The sequence below is a fragment of the Erwinia persicina genome (genome assembly GCF_014838825.1).
Classification (GTDB): Bacteria; Pseudomonadota; Gammaproteobacteria; order Enterobacterales; family Enterobacteriaceae; genus Erwinia; species Erwinia persicina_A.
Window position 1 is genome coordinate 32,037 of record NZ_JACYMO010000005.1, and the last position, 15,695, is coordinate 47,731.

The following is a 15,695-nucleotide window of genomic DNA, read 5'->3' on the forward strand; positions in this document are numbered from 1 at the left end:
CTGTGATATGAGAATAGTCTGAGTAAATTAAAATTTATATGTTATATTGCCGCGAAATCCTCCACCTTGCGCGATCATACTCATGAATAGCTATGATGACCTGCAGCGTTTTAAAGAAAAAACGCAAACAAACCACATTGAATTCAAAGACATGTCTGAGCAGGTGTTAAGCGCTGACACCACCAACTGGGCGCTGATTAAACAGTTGCTGAATGATGGCGCAGGGTCGGTACTGGATAATAGTCAGCGTATTGACCGGGCAGCGCCACAGCCTGCCGATCCTGCCGCTTTTACGCCGCCCCCGGCCGTGGCTGAACCGGCTTCAGCAACTCTGCGGGTGCAGTCTTTTGTCGCCACCACGCCAGCTTCCTCTGATCGGGTGGGGGCCTCGCTGCTGGACAGTATCTCCGCCTCGCTGCCGACAGACGCTGCGGCGGTGAGCGTGGCGCAGCCCGCGCCGGTTCAGGCTGGCAGCCCGGCTGACGTGGCTACGCTGCGTGCCCTGCCGGTTGCCCGGCAAACCGCATTATCCGGCAGCACGCTGCTGGCCCAGCTGGCGGCCCGCTCTGCCCCTGAGTTACCGCCCGCTGCCGTTTCCGCATCGCCGGTCCCTCAGGCACCGACAGCCGCGCCCGTTGAAGCCCCGGCACCCCCGGCGAGCGTCACTTATAAACAGCTGTTTAGCACCGGAACCACACCGTCTTCCGCGTCGCTGCCGAAAGATATGTTGTTACATCCCCTGCTGGAGAAAATTGCCTCATGCCGTTAGTTTGTGTCTGCTCCCCTAAAGGCGGCGTGGGTAAAACCACCATGGCGGCCAACCTCGCTCATGCCCTCGCGCGCGGCGGCAGCAAGGTGTTGGCGATCGATTTTGACGTGCAGAACGCCCTGCGCCTGCACTTTGGCGTCCCGCTGGCCGACAGTCGCGGCTTTGTGGCGAAATCCGCTGAATCGTCTGACTGGAGCCAGTCTATTCTCACCACCGGTGGCAATATTTTTGTCCTGCCTTACGGGGAGGTAACCGAAGATCAGCGCGTGGCGTTTGAAGAGAATTTAACCCGGGACCCGAATTTCCTCGCGCGCGGCCTGCACTCGGTGCTCAACTATCCGGGGCTGGTGATTATCGCTGATTTTCCTCCCGGTCCCGGTCCGGCGCTGAAAGCCATGACGGCGCTGGCCGATATGCATTTAGTTGTCATGCTGGCAGACACGGCATCGCTGTCGCTGCTGCCGCAGATTGAAAATGAAAAAATGATTGGTGGTGCGCTGAATCACCGGGGGGGGCACTATTTTGTCCTCAATCAGAGCGACAGCCGCCGCAATATCAGCCGCGACGTCACCGCGTTTATGCAGCAGCGCCTGGGCGACAGGCTGATGGGCGTGGTGAATCGTGACGAGAGCGTGGCAGAAGCCAATGCGTCTCAGCAATCGATTTTCGATTTTAGCCCGGTCTCCGCGGCGGCCTTTGATATTGAGCTGATCGGTAAGCGTCTTGCGGCGTTGCTCAATATTAAAGTCGGTGATGGCGAAATGCATGCCCCGCTAAAGTCCCGTTAACGGCTTAATTGCCCCAGGCAGGGACGCCTGAAGACGCGTGGTCCGGTTATTTTGGGATTACCACGAATTATAACAATACGTATTCAGGATGACTTATGAATAAAGTCATGTTTTATCTTCTGCTGCTGATATTATCCCCCGTCGCAGCCGTCATCGTTATTACCCCGATGGATAGCTCAAAACAATATATTTTTGGCTTGATCTCGATTGCTATTCTTTTTTTATTAGGCATCAGCAAAAGTAAAAAAATCTCTCTGGTAATGGTGGTCCTCTCTGCCATGATGTCCACGCGCTATATTTACTGGCGGGCGACGGAGACACTGCATTTTAATTCTGAAGTAGAGGCGATTCTCGGTATCGGATTATTTTTGGCCGAGCTGTATGTCTGGCTGATATTAATCCTCGGCTATCTGCAAACGTCATGGCCGCTGAAGCGCACCATTGAACCGCTGCCTGACGATGTCAGCCTGTGGCCCACCGTGGATGTTTACGTGCCCAGCTATAACGAAAGCCTGGACGTGGTCCGTGATACCGTGCTCGCCGCCCAGTGCATCGACTATCCGCGCGACAAGATAAAAATCTATCTGCTGGATGACGGCAAGCGCAGCGAGTTCGCCCGTTTTGCCGCTGACGTCGGTGTGGGCTACATCACCCGCGATGACAACCGTCATGCCAAGGCCGGTAACCTCAACCACGCGATGAAAATCACCAAAGGTGAGCTGATCTGCGTGTTTGACTGCGATCACGTTGCTACCCGCACCTTCCTGCAGGCTACCGTGGGCGCGTTCCTGAAGGATGAGAAGCTGGCCCTGCTGCAGACGCCGCACTACTTCTATTCACCGGACCCGTTTGAGCGCAACCTGAAGGCCGCGCGTGAAATACCGAACGAAGGCGCCCTGTTCTACGGCCCGGTGCAGCAGGGAAATGATAACTGGAATGCCACCTTCTTCTGCGGTTCCTGTGCGGTGATCCGCCGTTCAGCCCTGGAAGAGATCGGCGGGTTTGCGGTGGAAACCGTAACCGAAGATGCCCACACCGCGCTGAAAATGCAGCGTCTGGGCTGGGGCTCTGCCTTCCTTGCTATCCCACTGGCGGCGGGCCTGGCGACGGAACGCCTGGGTCTGCATATTGTACAGCGTACCCGCTGGGCGCGCGGAATGACCCAGATTTTCCGCGTCGATAACCCGCTGTTGGGTCGTGGCCTGAAATGGCAGCAGCGCCTCTGCTACCTGAATGCCATGCTGCACTTCCAGTTTGGCCTGCCGCGCGTCGTCTTCCTGACCGCACCGCTGGCGTACCTGCTGTTTAACCTCAATATCATTCACTCGTCGGCCAGCCTGATCTTTGCCTACGTCCTGCCGCACCTGGTGATGTCCCTGTACGTCAACTCGCGAATGAATGGCCGCTTCCGCGCTACTTTCTGGGGAGAGATCTACGAAACCGTGATGGCCTTCCACCTGGTGATCCCGACCCTCCTGACGATGATTTCACCGAAGCACGGTAAATTTAACGTAACGGATAAAGGGGGCCTGCTGGACGTCGGCTTCTTTGACTTTAACATTGTGCGCCCGCACGTGATCTGCGCCCTGCTGTTACTGGTGGGGGTGGTCAGCGGGATTGTGCGGGCCACGGCACACGACTACTTCGGCGTGGATCCCTATGTGATTGCGCTAAACGTTGGCTGGGCCACCTTCAGCCTGATTATCCTGATGGCGGCCATCGCCGTGGCGCGTGAAACCAAACAGGTACGTAAAACCATTCGTATTGATGTCAATCTGCCAGTGGTGGTGCACTACGCCAGCGGGATCTCATCACGCTCCAATACCGTCAACCTGTCGATGGGCGGGGCGCAGATCCAGGCACCGGACCAGCGTCATGAAAACGATGAGATTGAAGCGATAGATCTTATCCTGCGGTCCGGGGCGATCTCCATTCCGGTGCAGATGATTGGTGCTGAAGATGGCGTTATCCGCCTGCAGTTTGATGAGATGCCACTGTCCCGCCGTCGTGAGCTGGTGCGCGTGGTACTGTCACGTGCCGATGCCTGGATCCAGCCGGAAGGGCCAAAAGATAAACCCCTGCGTTCGCTACTGAACATTATCCGTACCGTTTTTGAGCTGTTCTGGCTGACATTCCAGGATCGGCGGGCAAGAAAAAAACAGCGCGCACGCGTGGAAGAGGACAGCGCAGTATGAAGCCATTACTCCTCCGGGCATTGTGCCTGAGTACCTTGCTCACGCTGGGCACCGTGCAGGCCGATCCGGCCAGCGTCACCCGCGACAGCAGCGCGTTATCGGATATTCCGCCGCCGGCGGATACGGGTGCAGAAGTGACGTCGCCAGCGGCAGACGCCGCTGCTCCGGTGCAGACCGACGCTCCGGCCATGGCGACGGAAGCCCCGGACACTCCGGCGCAGGAGCCCGCTGTTTCCCAGCCGGCCAGTCCGGCACAGGAGCCTGCTGTCTCTCCGCCGGTGGAAACCTCTCAGCCGGCAGAAGGGCAGGCCGTAGCAAACGATCTGCCTGCCGGTGCGGTGGAAAACAGCCTGCCAGCGGGGGATGAAGCCGCGCTGCCGCCGGGCACCAACGAAGGCCTGCCTGCGGGTCTGCCGCCGCTGCCGGCCCCGGTCATGGACGAGGCCGCGCCTCAGCCTGCCGTATCGCTAAATCAGCCGCTTTCCAGCACGGTCAGCGTAGCGCAGATGGGGCAGAAGCAGGGGATCACCCTGACCGGCGGCCAGCTGCAGTCCGGCATCGTCTTCACCCTGCCAACCGATGAAGTGGTCACCAATGCCCGCCTGAACCTGTCGCTGAAAGTGTCCCAGGCGCTGGCGGCGCGGAATACGTCACTGCAGCTGATGCTGAACGGCCAGCCGCTGGGGACCCTGCCGCTGAGTGCCTCCGATCGCGCCAGCGAAGATTACCAGCTGGATATCCCGGCGGCGATGGTGGTGTCCAGCAATAACCTGAGCTTTAAAATCAACGATGCCGACCAGCTGCTGTGTGAGCGCGACAGTGCCCGGCAGTATCAGGTCACTATCCTGCCGAAGACCACGCTGGCGCTGGAGGGCCAGCAGCTGAACATGGGGACCAGCCTGCGCAACTTCCCGCGCCCGTTTATCGATCCACTGCGCATGAGTCCGGCCAGCGTCGCCATGACGTTCGGCGACAATATTACGCCGGGTGAAGTGAGCGCCGCGGCGATCCTCGCTTCCTGGATGGGGATTCAGGCAGACTATCGCGGCATCAGTTTCCCGGTATTACGTGGCGCGCTGCCCGAGAAGAACGGCGTGGTATTGGGCCATCCCGGTGAAAAAATCGGCAGCCTGACCCTGCCGGACAGCGACGGCCCCTCCCTGCAAATCGTTAATAACCCGGACAATCCGGTGTATAAGCTGCTGCTGGTGGTCGGGAAAACCGACGACGAGCTGCGTCAGGCCACCTGGCGTCTGCTGCAGCCGCTGGCGGTGGATGCGCCGTCGCTGGCCGTTGCCCCGCAGAGTATGCCGCTGCGCAAGCCGTACGATGCACCGCGCTGGATCAATACCGAGCGACCGGTGCGTCTCAGCGAGCTGCTGCGTAAGGATCAGAACCTGACCACCACGGGCCTCTGGCATGATGCGCTGCGCGTCAATTTCCGTGCAGCCCCCGACCTGTTCCTCTGGGACGGGGACAGCATTCCGGTACAGCTGAACTACCGCTTCCCATCAGAAAGCTGGATTGATGAAGATAGCTCCCTGCTTAACGTCACGCTGAACGGGACTTTCCTGCGGAACCTGACGGTGAACAAGGTCGGGCTGCTGGAAAATATCTGGCACCGCCTGGGCGGCGATGCGCGTCAGGAAAAATACACCCTGAAGCTGGATCCGTATCTGATTTACGGGGACAACCAGATGCAGCTCTACTTCAACATCAAGCCGAAGGCCAGCGCACCGTGCAGCGTGCTGACCAACAACAACATCAAGAGCCGGATTGAGGAGGATTCGTTTATCGACCTCAGCCATACCCGTCACTTTACGCTGCTGCCCAACCTCTCGTACTTTGTCGGGGCTTCTTTCCCGTTCTCGCGTCTGGCTGACTATTCGCAAACCCTGCTGATGCTGCCCCCGGTCCCGAGTAACGCGGAGATCAGCACCCTGCTGGATATGGCAGGCCGGTCGGGTAACGCCACCGGCGTTGCGCTAAGTCAGAACAGCGTGGTGTTTGGCATCCCGGCCGCCGGTACGCTGCGCGGTCGCCTGGAAAACAGCGATATCCTCTCGGTGTCGACGCTGGCACAGGCCGGTTTCAACCGCGAGATGCTGTCCGATTCCCCCTATGAGCTGAACAACCATACGCTGGGCGTCAAAGTGCCGAACATGCTGGATAACCTGCGTGGCTGGCTGACCGGTGACTGGTATCGCCAGACGCTGGATGCGGACCGCTACTTATCATCCAATGAAGACTGGCGCGGTTTTATCAGCTACCGCTCGCCGTGGAACAGCAGCCGTCTGGTGGTGATGACCGTCGCGACCGATGATAACCAGCTGGCGCGCCTGCATAACGACATGACCTCATCGCGGATTAACGCCGGTATCCGGGGCGATACGGCGATCATTACCGATGAAAACGGTATCCGCAGCTTCACCGTCGGGGCGCAGTTCCCCAGCGGCCAAATGCCGTGGTACATGATGGTCGTGTGGTATGCCAATCAGCATGCGGTACTGCTGGCGCTGCTTGCCCTGTGCTGCTCCGCGCTGGTCGGTCTGAGCGTTTATGTCCTGCTGAAACGTCATTCATGGCGTCGTCTGCATCCGCAGAATCACTCCCGTACCTCTGGCGAGAAGAAAGAATAATGAAAACAAAACTCACCCCTTTAACCGCCAGAATTCGTCACCGCTGGATGGCTGGCAGCGGCCTGGTGCTGTCGGTGATGGCCTTCCCGCTGTGGGCAGCAGAGAACAATCCGGCCATTCAGGCGCTGTTTGATCAGGCCAACTACTGGCATCAGAAAGCCCACGATGAGCTGGCGCGTGATGCACTGAATAAAGTGCTGATGGTGGACGGGAACAACGCCCAGGCGCTGTACCTGATGGCGCTGTGGTCTCAGCAGGGCGGGGACGGTGCCGACGCGGCCAGATGGCGCGCGCGCCTGAGCCAGGTTTCTCCGCAGGACCCGCGCCTGTCGGAGCTGGACAAAGCCCGTCAGCTGCAAACCATCCCGGCGGCACAGCTGGCTCTGGCCCGTCAGCAGGCGCGCAGCGGCAATACGGCGGCCGCCCTGCAGACCTGGCGCAACACCTTCAGCGGCAATACGCCACCGGCCAGCGTGGCGGCGGAGTATTACCTGACCATGGCCGGTGACCGCACTCTGCTGCCGCAGGCGGTGGACAACCTGCGGCAGTTCGCGGCGCAGCATCCACAGGATACCGGCGCGAAGCTGGCGCTGGGCAAAGCCCTGACCTGGCAGGAAGCGACCCGACGTGAGGGGCTGCAAACGCTGGAGGGACTGGCGGGCGGTAATGCCGATGCTGACCGTTCCCTGCGTCAGGCGCTGCTGTGGCTGGGGCCGCAGCCGGGCGATGCACCGCTGTATCAGAACTATCAGCAGCGTCATCCGCAGGATACGGCGGTGATGGATCACTTCCGTAAAAACGTCGGCGGCGCGGCCAAAGGTAAGGGCTTTAACGCCCTGAACAGCGGCGATGTCAGCGGCGCACAGACCGCCTTCGATCAGGTGCTGCAAACCAACCCGGAGGATGCCGACGCGCTGGCCGGCCTGGGCTATGTGGCACAGCGCAGCGGCGACTATGCCAGAGCGGCAGACTATCTGGAGCGAGCAGCGAAGCTCGGCGGCAGCAATAGCGAACAGCGCCAGCAGCAGGCAACCGATGCCCGCTTCTACGGTCAGTTAGCCGCCGCCCAGCAGGCGATGAAATCCGGAGACAGCGCACAGGCCTTAAGCCTCAGCGCACCGTTAACCCAGGCGGCGGGCGAGAAAGGCGTGGCGGCGAAGCTGTTCCGTGCCGACGTGCTGCGCCGTAACAATCAGCTGGATCAGGCCGCGCAGACCTACCGTGACGTGCTGTCCAGCGATGCCGCTAACCGTCCGGCGAAAGAGGGGTTGTTCTACGTGCTGCGACAGCAGGGCAATACTGCCGAAGCCAATACGCTACTGGCCTCCCTGCCCTCCAGCGTGCGAGAGGCGGTGACGCCGCGTCCGGTGGCGACCAGTGAACCGGTGCGCCGTGACGCGAAGCAGGCGCTGGCGGCCGGCAACCCGCAGCGGGCTATTACGATCCTGCAGCAGGGTATGCAGCGTTTCCCGGCCGACGGCTGGCTGCGCCTTGACCTTGCCCGGATCTATCAGCAGCAGGGCAATACCGCAGCGGCGGCAGGCGTGATGCAGCCTGCTTTCCGCAACGGTGCCAGCAGTAATGAAGTGTATGCGGCCGCGCTGTTTGCCAGCGAAAGCGGGGCCTGGGGCCAGGCGCAGAGCCTGCTGTCACGCATTCCGGCCCGGAGTCAAAACGCAGAGATGCGCGCGCTGATCCAGCGTGTGAACTTCAACCAGCAGATGTCCGTGGCGCAGCAGTATCTGACCCAGGGCTCCAGTGCGGCGGCGGCCAACACGCTGAAAGCGCTGGCGGCGAACCCGCCGCAGAACCCGGCGGATGCGGGTAACCTGGCGAAAGGCCTGGCGCAGGCGGGCGATATGACCACCGCGGTGGCGGTGGTGCGCGGCAATATGCAGCGCGGGGTACAGGGTAATGCCGGTGACTACGCGGCACAGGTGGCGGTACTGAATCAGGCGGGACTGGGCGGTGAAGCGCAGGCCTTCCTCAATAACCCGGAACTGCAGTCACGCAGCACCCGCGCCCAGCTGGCGGGGATCCGTAACGGCGGGGTAATTAATGAAGTGGATGACCTGCGTGAACGCAAACAGTACGCGGCGGCTTACGATAAGCTGATCGGCGCCCTGCAGAAAGATCCGCAGAATACCGACCTGATGTTTGCCATGGCCCGCCTGTACCAGTCCGGCAAGATGAACAAAGAAGCCGCGGTGGTGTACGACTACCTGATGACGCGCGATACCGAGACTCAGGACGCGCGCGAAGGGGCAATCAACACCGCGCTGGCGCTAAACGATGTGCCCAAAGCGCGCGCACTGGCCAGCGGCCTGCGCGGGGAACCGTCGCCGGAGCGCCTGCTGTTGCTGGCGCGGGTTTCCGAAGCGGAGGGGGACCATAATCAGGCCCTGAGCTACCTGCGCACCGCCAAAGGGAAGATGATCGGGCTGGACGGCAGTAGTGTCGGCAGCACCGCCGGCATTGGTGGGCTGACGCTGTCTGATAATCCGTTTATCAACCGCACCACCATGACGGTCCGCAAATCCCCGTCGGTGTATGGCAATACCATGCCGTGGCAGCAGGCGCCGGATGCGCGTGACTACCGCGAGATCGGGGGGGCCAGCGGGGGCCTGACGGTGGTTGGCGGTGGCTCAGAGGCCGCCCTCCAGCAGAATCAGACGCTACATCAGATTGACACCATGATGGACGAGCTGGAGAAAGATACGGGCACCTGGATGCAGGGCGGTATTCAGATCCGTGGCCGCGACGGCGAGAACGGCCTGAGCAAACTGACCGAAGCCAAAGCGCCGCTGGTGTGGTCCAGCTCTCCGCTGGGCGATGCCCGCTTTGACTTCACCGTGACGCCAATGACCCTGAGCGCCGGCAGCGCCAGCGGTGATGCTTATCGCCGCCTTGGCACCGGAGCGGCCGGAGTCGCGGTCGCTAACCTCATCCAGAACATCAAAAATGAACAGACCAGCTACAGCGGACTGACCGCTGCCGAGAAAACGGTATTCGATGCGGCTAATCCGGGGGTGGGGGCTGCCCTGACCAACCTCACCGGTATTGATAGCGCCGATTACAATCCGTTCACCAACAGCGGCCTGAGCAACTTACAGAGCCTGAATAACAATGCCACGCTGGCGAAATACCTCGCAGCCTCTTCGCGTAAGGTGAATGTCGATACCGCATCGTCATCCTCGACCGACTCGCAGACGGCCTCCGGCGTGGAGCTGAACCTGGCGTTAAGCGGCGACAGCTACAAGATTGACCTCGGCAGTACGCCGCTCGGTCAGGATCTCAGTACGATGGTTGGCGGCGTGAAGTGGGCACCGAAGCTGACCGACTACCTGACGCTGATCCTCACGGGCGAACGCCGTGCGGTGACCGACAGCCTGCTTTCTTACGTCGGGGTGAAAGACAAGTACTCCGGGAAAAGCTGGGGCCGCGTCACTAAAAACGGCGGTAACGCCATGCTGAGCTACGACGACGGCGATGCCGGCTTCTATGTCGGCGCGGGAGGGTACAGCTATGTCGGGGAAAATGTGGCCAGTAACACTTCGTTAATGGGTAACGCCGGGGCCTATGTGCGTCCGTTCCACTTTACCGATCGCGAACTGAAAACCGGCATCAACATCAGCTGGATGGACTTCTCTAAGAACCTCAGCAACTTCAGCTACGGTCAGGGGGGCTACTTCAGCCCGCAGAACTATATCAGCGTGTCGTTCCCGGTGGACTTCACCCAGACTTATGACGACCTGAGCGTAAAAGTGGGCGGTTCGGCGGGCTACCAGTCTTACACTCAGGATCGCAGCGCTTACTTCCCGAACAACAGCGATTACCAGTCACTGCTGGAAGATGCCGTAACGGCAGGCTATGCCAAAGAGGCGTACTTCAGCGGCGGCAGCAAGAGCGGTATCGGCTATAACCTGCACGCGGGTGCAGACTACAAGATTAACAAAGACGTCACCATCGGCGGTCAGTTGGGTTATGACACCTTTGGCGACTATAACGAAAGTACAGCGCAGCTCTACTTCCGCTACATGCTGGGAGGCAAATAAGCATGAGTCACTTACAGGAACGCACCCTGCAGTATTATCGCCAGCAGCAGTATCAGCCGGGCTGGTTTGATCTGCTGAGCGTGTTGATCAACGGCATGCTGAATAACGCCGGTGAGCGCGAAAGTCAGGCGTTTTTACGCCAGATGGGCGACAGTCTCGCCAGTCGTTACCCGCTGGGCACGATCGCCACCGTCGCGGATCTGGAAGCGCAGATCAATCAGGTGCTGGCGCGGTTTAACTGGGGATTTGTCGATCTGCAACCGACGGATACCGCGATCGTTATCGATCATCTGGCGCTGCCGCCGGGCGATGGTATTATGCCGGATCGCCAGTGGCGTCTGGCGCTCGGTGCGGTTTTACTGGGCCTGTATGCCCGTTGGCTACGCAGTCAGGGAGGCGGTGAGAACGTCTCCCTGACCTGTGAAGAGACCGGTGAAAGTTCACTGCGTTTCCACTACCAGAGTTGAGGAATACCATGATGGCAATGTTCAGGGCGGGCATCATCCTGCTAGCGCTGGTGCTGGGCCTGTCCCATGCCAGCGCCGCAGAGGGCTGGGGCACGTTTAAAACTCGTTTTCTGACCTCTGAAGGCCGTATCCAGGATACGGGCAACAACAATGTCAGCCATACTGAAGGGCAGGGGTATGCCATGCTGATGGCGGTGTATTATAACGACCGCAGCACCTTTGACCGCCTGTGGCGCTGGACGCAAAAGAACCTCAGTAACCCGACGAATGACCTGTTTTACTGGAAATATATTCCGGGGAATGCCGATCCGGTCAGCGATAAAAACAACGCCTCCGACGGCGATGTGCTGATCGCCTGGGCGCTGCAGAAGGCCGGGGAGAAATGGCAGGATCAGTCCTATTTACAGCATTCAGATCGCATCCAGCGGGCGATTATCGCCCATAACGTGACCGTCTTTGCAGGCCACACGATCATGCTGCCGGGCGCGCAGGGCTTTAATAAGACCAGCTATGTGGTACTGAACCCGTCCTATTTTATCTTCCCGGCGTGGCGTGATTTTGCCCGGCGCAGCCATCTGAAGGTGTGGAATACGCTGATCGACGACGGGGTCGCCCTGTTGTCTGAGATGCGCTTCGGTGACAGTGCTCTGCCGCTGGACTGGGTGGCGATGAACGCCGACGGGTCACTGGCCCCGGCGACCGCCTGGCCACCACGCTTCAGCTACGATGCGATCCGTATTCCACTTTATCTGTACTGGTACGATCCCGCGTCGTTACAGCTGGTGCCGTTCCAGCGTTTCTGGATGAACTTCCAGCGCCTGCAAACGCCCGCCTGGATTGATGTCATGAGTAACGATAAAGCCCCTTACGCTATGGCGGGGGGACTGCTCGCCGTGCGCGATCTGACGCTCGGGGAAACGGGTTATCTGAATGATTCGCTGAACAGCGATGAGGACTATTTTTCAGCGAGTTTGCGGCTGCTGACATGGCTGGCGTTTAAAGACCACTAAACAACGGGTCAACCAGCCGTAACGGTCGAGGTAGTGTTCCGGCTGGCCTGCAATCTGGTGTGACGGGCCGGCCAGAAGAGAAGGCCGGCCCCTGCGTCGTACAGGGGGAAATGCTCCCTACTGCGGATAAGCGACCCAGTCCCCACCGTTCAGCCGAATCCAGGGTTTCCCCTGATACATCATCACCACCGCATTGTCATTCTCAGAAATCACCGGGGTTTGCGGCAGGTCGGCGGTCAGCGTGGCCATATTCACGTTGGCGGCGTTAAAGACCTGACCATCCACCACGCGGGAAATCAGCTCCGACAGGGCCAGCAGGCTGGTCGGCGTACTGACGTCCAGCGGTTTCCCGGCATGAGGGGCCTTCATACCGACAAACTTGATGCCCACGGGAACGTGAGTAATCGATGGGCTGGGGATATCGCGCAGGCCGGACATCTGCATCCGGTCGCCTTCCAGCGCGGCACCGTGCTCCGGCACCACCAGCACCATTACCCGGCGGCCGGATTTTTCCAGGTTGGTCAGGAACGCATCCAGCTGGTCGAAGAGCAGTTTGGCGCGCGGCTGCCAGGCGGCGGTTTTGCTGCTGCCCAGCTCGCGCGTGCCGTCGTGCAGCGGGATCAGGTTGTAGAACGTCGCGCTGCGGGTGTCGGTGCTTTTCTGCCGGTCGTCAAGCCAGCGCTGCATCACCTGGGCGTCGTTAAACACCGGTTCGCCGTCGAAAGAAGTCAGTTCGGGCTTAATTCCGGCCTGTGACATCAGCGGGGCCTGCAAATTACCGTCGTCACGCAGCTCCTGCAGATAACCACCAAACACGCCCGGATGGTCGAGCATCAGCTGCTGCTTAAAGCCCAGTTTTGCCAGGTTATCGAACAGATAGCAGCGCTCATCGGTGGGCTTGTAAAGTTCGCTGTGCGAACTCTGACCGCAGCTGGCGCGCAGCAGGCGGATCCCCGCCGGGCCGCTGTAGCCGGTAGCCGAATTATAGTTATCCAGCACCACGTCGAAGTGCTGCCACAGCGGATGTTCGCGCAGTTTGGCAAACTCAATGTCTGACCACGCCAGCGAGCAGATATTGACCACCAGAATATCAAAGGGTGCAGAGTCAGCAGGCAGCGCGTCCGGGAACTGCGTCATACGCTGCTTTTCACTGGTGTAAAAGGCGTTGAGGTGCGCCGTCAGATTAGCGCTGGTCGGCGGCAGCGTCTCCTCCATGCCGCTCACCGTATTTTTCTTCGCTTCTGGCGCGGCGTTTGCCGCCGGCGGCGGCGTGGCTTCTCCGGCGGGCAGCAGGGTAAAGGCCGGGCCGGCCAGGTTCACCACGTTGACCCACACCAGCAGCAGCGAGACCAGGACCGTGACCCGCACCCACTGGGCAATAAACAGGTACAGCACCAGCAGCACGAAGGCACCGCCCACCATCTGCCAGTTAATAAAGCGGGTGGCCAAATCCAGCAGATAGTCGGCGGAAAAGCCCGCCAGCTGACCGCCCTGACTGAGCAGGGTTTGCAGACCGGGTAGCCAGGTGTCGTGCCAGAACAGGGCAATGCCCAGCGGAATCGAGACCGCGTTGCGCAGACGGTGCAGCTTCAGCGACGGGATCGGCATCAGCAGCCAGGCCAGAAACACCAGATTTGTCAGGGCGTGGAAATTCAGATAGCCGAACCACAGCAGCGCAAATTTCAGCAAAAAATAAAAATTCCAGCCGCCCAGCCCGCGCCAGTAGCGCCAGGCGGGTGGGGTGGCAGAGGGTGAGGCATCACGATGGTTAATCACTTTTTCGTATCCGAACCAGAGGGTTTACGCCGCCATGTCCCTTCATATTTCAGGGCGCGTGGGGGGAGAACACGATGCATAGCACCGTGCCATTTTTTGGGCAGCCAGCGGGTATAAAACGGCTTCAGCAGCAGTAAAATCAGCAGCAGCAGAATGACGATCTGCACCCCATCCATCAGTGTCATTGCGGATCCTCTTTATCTGAACGGGTGGTGAGCGTCACCTCCTGCGGCACCAGGCGAATCTCTGGCGAGGCAGGGATCGCTTGCGGCACATCGCGTCCGGCCTCAGGTGCATCACGCCAGGCGCTGGGCACCAGGCCGGTGATTTGACGGATTTCAGAGAGGATCTGCAGATCTTCGAACCACACCAGCCGGTTGGTAAAAATCTCGTCATGCGGCAGATGGAAGATATAGTGCAGCGCGGTATCCAGGTCGTTGTAGCGGCACGACGAAAGGAACAGATACACCCTGTCCTCAATGCGGGTCACCAGGTCACCGTAGCGCCGGGGTTTACACAGCGTCAGCGCCTGCTCCGGGCTGAGTTCGGGCACCGGCCGCAGTGCAATTAGCAGGCCTTTACCGTTTTCCGGCAGCATGGTGTTATCGATCAGTCTTTTGACTGAGCGGCAGAAATGCTCCAGCGGAAGATAGCCTTTTTCCTGCAGCGGCTGCATCGAGCGCAGCAGGATGCCGAGATCGGCAGGCACATGGCGGTTATAAAGCTGTCCCTGCAGGCCTTCAACGGCGGTCAGGAAGCGTGACAGGGTGGCGTTAAACGGCACGATGGTGTTGACGCCACAGGCCAGCAGCAGGCGTTCATCGCTGTAGCGCAGGGCCGTCTGCATCTCACGCACCACAATTTTCAGCCCGCTGCCGCGCGTACGGCGCAGGCCGTGAATATCCCCCGCCAGCGTTGCCACCTGATCGTTATGGCTCAGAGTAAAGATAATGGTCGCGGCGCTGGCCTGCTGCGCCCGACTGGCCAGCTGGCTGTTATCATCAAACAGCGTCCATGCACTGGAAAGCGGGGGGGCACCTTCCAGCACGCTTTTTTCTGCCAGATAAAGGTTTTCATCGTTCAGCGTTAATGGCGTATTGTGATCGAGTTCATTAATTTGAACGAATACATCATTAAGTAAAGTGAGACGCAGTGCACGATCTGCCAGCATGCCGCTTTTATTACACCACCAGTTAATCTGATAATTCCAGCTGTCCTGCTGCCATTCAAGATGAGCCAGCCCTTCTAAATGACGATAACGTGTTTGTAAATCATTGCGCAAAAGATTTACGCCAGAACCGGAGGTGATAATCAGCAGGGTTGATTTTCGCGCACTTAACCAATTTTGCATCCCCTTTAACCAGCTATTTAATTCAGCGGAAGATAACTTTTCCCAGGCGCTGAATGCGGTGTAAAATATCAGAAGTCGGGGTTTGCTGACTAACGTCCGGGACAGATCTTCCGCCAGATCCTTCAGTGCTTCCGGCGTTTCAGGCAGGGAAAAGAGCGGGATTTTATTCGGGCCGCCCTGCGGCGCAGGGGTCAGCAGGCTCTGGGGTTTCTCCGCCGTACTGATCAGCGTGAGTGCGCGCTGCGCGGCAATGGTCTGACGAATCAGCAGGCGTGCATCTTCCTGCCGACTGACGGTAACCCAGTAACAGCCCGGCGGTTGCATCAACACTAATTCATTTTGAACCTGTCCGAGACCTAAGGTATATGAAATCGTCATAAGATTCTGTGCACCAGGGGTAATTCAGTGTGGTGATAGCCTGGAAAAAAAAGCGTACCATTTGTTATACTGTAAATATACATTACTACTTAATACGTTCCAGTGAATCATTAATATCGCGTTCATCTTTTATGCGGCGGACAGGCCGGAATCGCGTCTGCCACTGATTTTTATGAAGCGGTGGTGGTTTTTTCCGCACGATGCTTACCCTGAGGTAAACCTGGTGCCTTTTAAAGCGTGACTCCAATGAACCGATATTTAAAACGG

At 59.2% G+C, this 15,695-nt stretch carries 10 protein-coding genes; 7 read left to right on the forward strand and 3 right to left on the reverse strand.

What is annotated here, in order from left to right:
- The first annotated feature begins 82 nt into the window (after positions 1 to 82).
- The 7 genes from bcsO (at position 83) to IFU29_RS13710 (ending at position 11,923) form a co-directional block, all read left to right on the forward strand.
- Positions 83 to 769, forward strand: coding sequence for a cellulose biosynthesis protein BcsO (gene bcsO / locus IFU29_RS13680; protein WP_191934406.1), 687 nt, complete (start codon positions 83 to 85; stop codon positions 767 to 769).
- Entirely contained in the window at positions 760 to 1,557 is a 798-nt protein-coding gene (bcsQ, locus tag IFU29_RS13685) for a cellulose biosynthesis protein BcsQ (RefSeq protein WP_191934407.1), read from the forward strand. Before bcsO ends, bcsQ begins: the two co-directional genes overlap by 10 nt.
- Positions 1,558 to 1,652: 95 nt before the next feature.
- The gene (gene bcsA, locus IFU29_RS13690; RefSeq protein ID WP_191934408.1) at positions 1,653 to 3,752 is read left to right on the forward strand and encodes a UDP-forming cellulose synthase catalytic subunit; all 2,100 of its coding nucleotides are present in this window, start codon (positions 1,653 to 1,655) and stop codon (positions 3,750 to 3,752) included.
- The gene (gene bcsB / locus IFU29_RS13695) at positions 3,749 to 6,391 is read left to right on the forward strand and encodes a cellulose biosynthesis cyclic di-GMP-binding regulatory protein BcsB (protein WP_191934409.1); all 2,643 of its coding nucleotides are present in this window, start codon (positions 3,749 to 3,751) and stop codon (positions 6,389 to 6,391) included. The genes bcsA and bcsB overlap by 4 nt, the downstream gene beginning before the upstream one ends.
- Positions 6,391 to 10,446, forward strand: a complete 4,056-nt coding sequence (locus IFU29_RS13700; protein WP_191934410.1) for a cellulose biosynthesis protein BcsC — start codon at positions 6,391 to 6,393, stop codon at positions 10,444 to 10,446. Before bcsB ends, IFU29_RS13700 begins: the two co-directional genes overlap by 1 nt.
- A gap of 2 nt (positions 10,447 to 10,448) precedes the next feature.
- Complete coding sequence (gene bcsD, locus IFU29_RS13705) at positions 10,449 to 10,913, forward strand: cellulose biosynthesis protein BcsD (RefSeq protein ID WP_191934411.1); 465 nt, start codon at positions 10,449 to 10,451, stop codon at positions 10,911 to 10,913.
- 11 nt (positions 10,914 to 10,924) lie between these two features.
- Positions 10,925 to 11,923 (forward strand): glycosyl hydrolase family 8, encoded by a 999-nt coding sequence (locus IFU29_RS13710; protein ID WP_191934613.1) that lies wholly within the window; start codon positions 10,925 to 10,927, stop codon positions 11,921 to 11,923.
- Between the two features lie 117 nt (positions 11,924 to 12,040).
- Here the strand turns inward: IFU29_RS13710 and bcsG are convergent, their stop codons facing one another.
- From bcsG to bcsE, 3 genes are read right to left on the reverse strand one after another with little or no spacing between them, the layout of a single operon-like run.
- The gene (bcsG, locus tag IFU29_RS13715) at positions 12,041 to 13,696 is read right to left on the reverse strand and encodes a cellulose biosynthesis protein BcsG (RefSeq protein WP_191934614.1); all 1,656 of its coding nucleotides are present in this window, start codon (positions 13,694 to 13,696) and stop codon (positions 12,041 to 12,043) included.
- Positions 13,696 to 13,884 (reverse strand): cellulose biosynthesis protein BcsF, encoded by a 189-nt coding sequence (gene bcsF / locus IFU29_RS13720; RefSeq protein WP_191934412.1) that lies wholly within the window; start codon positions 13,882 to 13,884, stop codon positions 13,696 to 13,698. The genes bcsG and bcsF overlap by 1 nt, the downstream gene beginning before the upstream one ends.
- Positions 13,881 to 15,428 carry a cellulose biosynthesis protein BcsE gene (gene bcsE / locus IFU29_RS13725; protein WP_191934413.1) on the reverse strand — a complete coding sequence of 516 codons (1,548 nt, stop codon included), beginning with the start codon at positions 15,426 to 15,428 and terminating at the stop codon, positions 13,881 to 13,883. Before bcsE ends, bcsF begins: the two co-directional genes overlap by 4 nt.
- Positions 15,429 to 15,695: the final 267 nt, after the last annotated feature.

Excerpts from the sequence above, each read along its gene's own strand:
- IFU29_RS13710 (WP_191934613.1), top strand. The coding sequence starts at position 10,925 with ATGGCAATGTTCAGGGCGGGCATCATCCTGCTAGCGCTGGTGCTGGGC.
- bcsA (WP_191934408.1), top strand. The coding sequence starts at position 1,653 with ATGAATAAAGTCATGTTTTATCTTCTGCTGCTGATATTATCCCCCGTC.
- bcsD (WP_191934411.1), top strand. The coding sequence starts at position 10,449 with ATGAGTCACTTACAGGAACGCACCCTGCAGTATTATCGCCAGCAGCAG.
- bcsE (WP_191934413.1), bottom strand. The coding sequence starts at position 15,428 with ATGACGATTTCATATACCTTAGGTCTCGGACAGGTTCAAAATGAATTA.
- IFU29_RS13700 (WP_191934410.1), top strand. The coding sequence starts at position 6,391 with ATGAAAACAAAACTCACCCCTTTAACCGCCAGAATTCGTCACCGCTGG.
- bcsF (WP_191934412.1), bottom strand. The coding sequence starts at position 13,884 with ATGACACTGATGGATGGGGTGCAGATCGTCATTCTGCTGCTGCTGATT.
- bcsQ (WP_191934407.1), top strand. The coding sequence starts at position 760 with ATGCCGTTAGTTTGTGTCTGCTCCCCTAAAGGCGGCGTGGGTAAAACC.
- bcsB (WP_191934409.1), top strand. The coding sequence starts at position 3,749 with ATGAAGCCATTACTCCTCCGGGCATTGTGCCTGAGTACCTTGCTCACG.
- bcsO (WP_191934406.1), top strand. The coding sequence starts at position 83 with ATGAATAGCTATGATGACCTGCAGCGTTTTAAAGAAAAAACGCAAACA.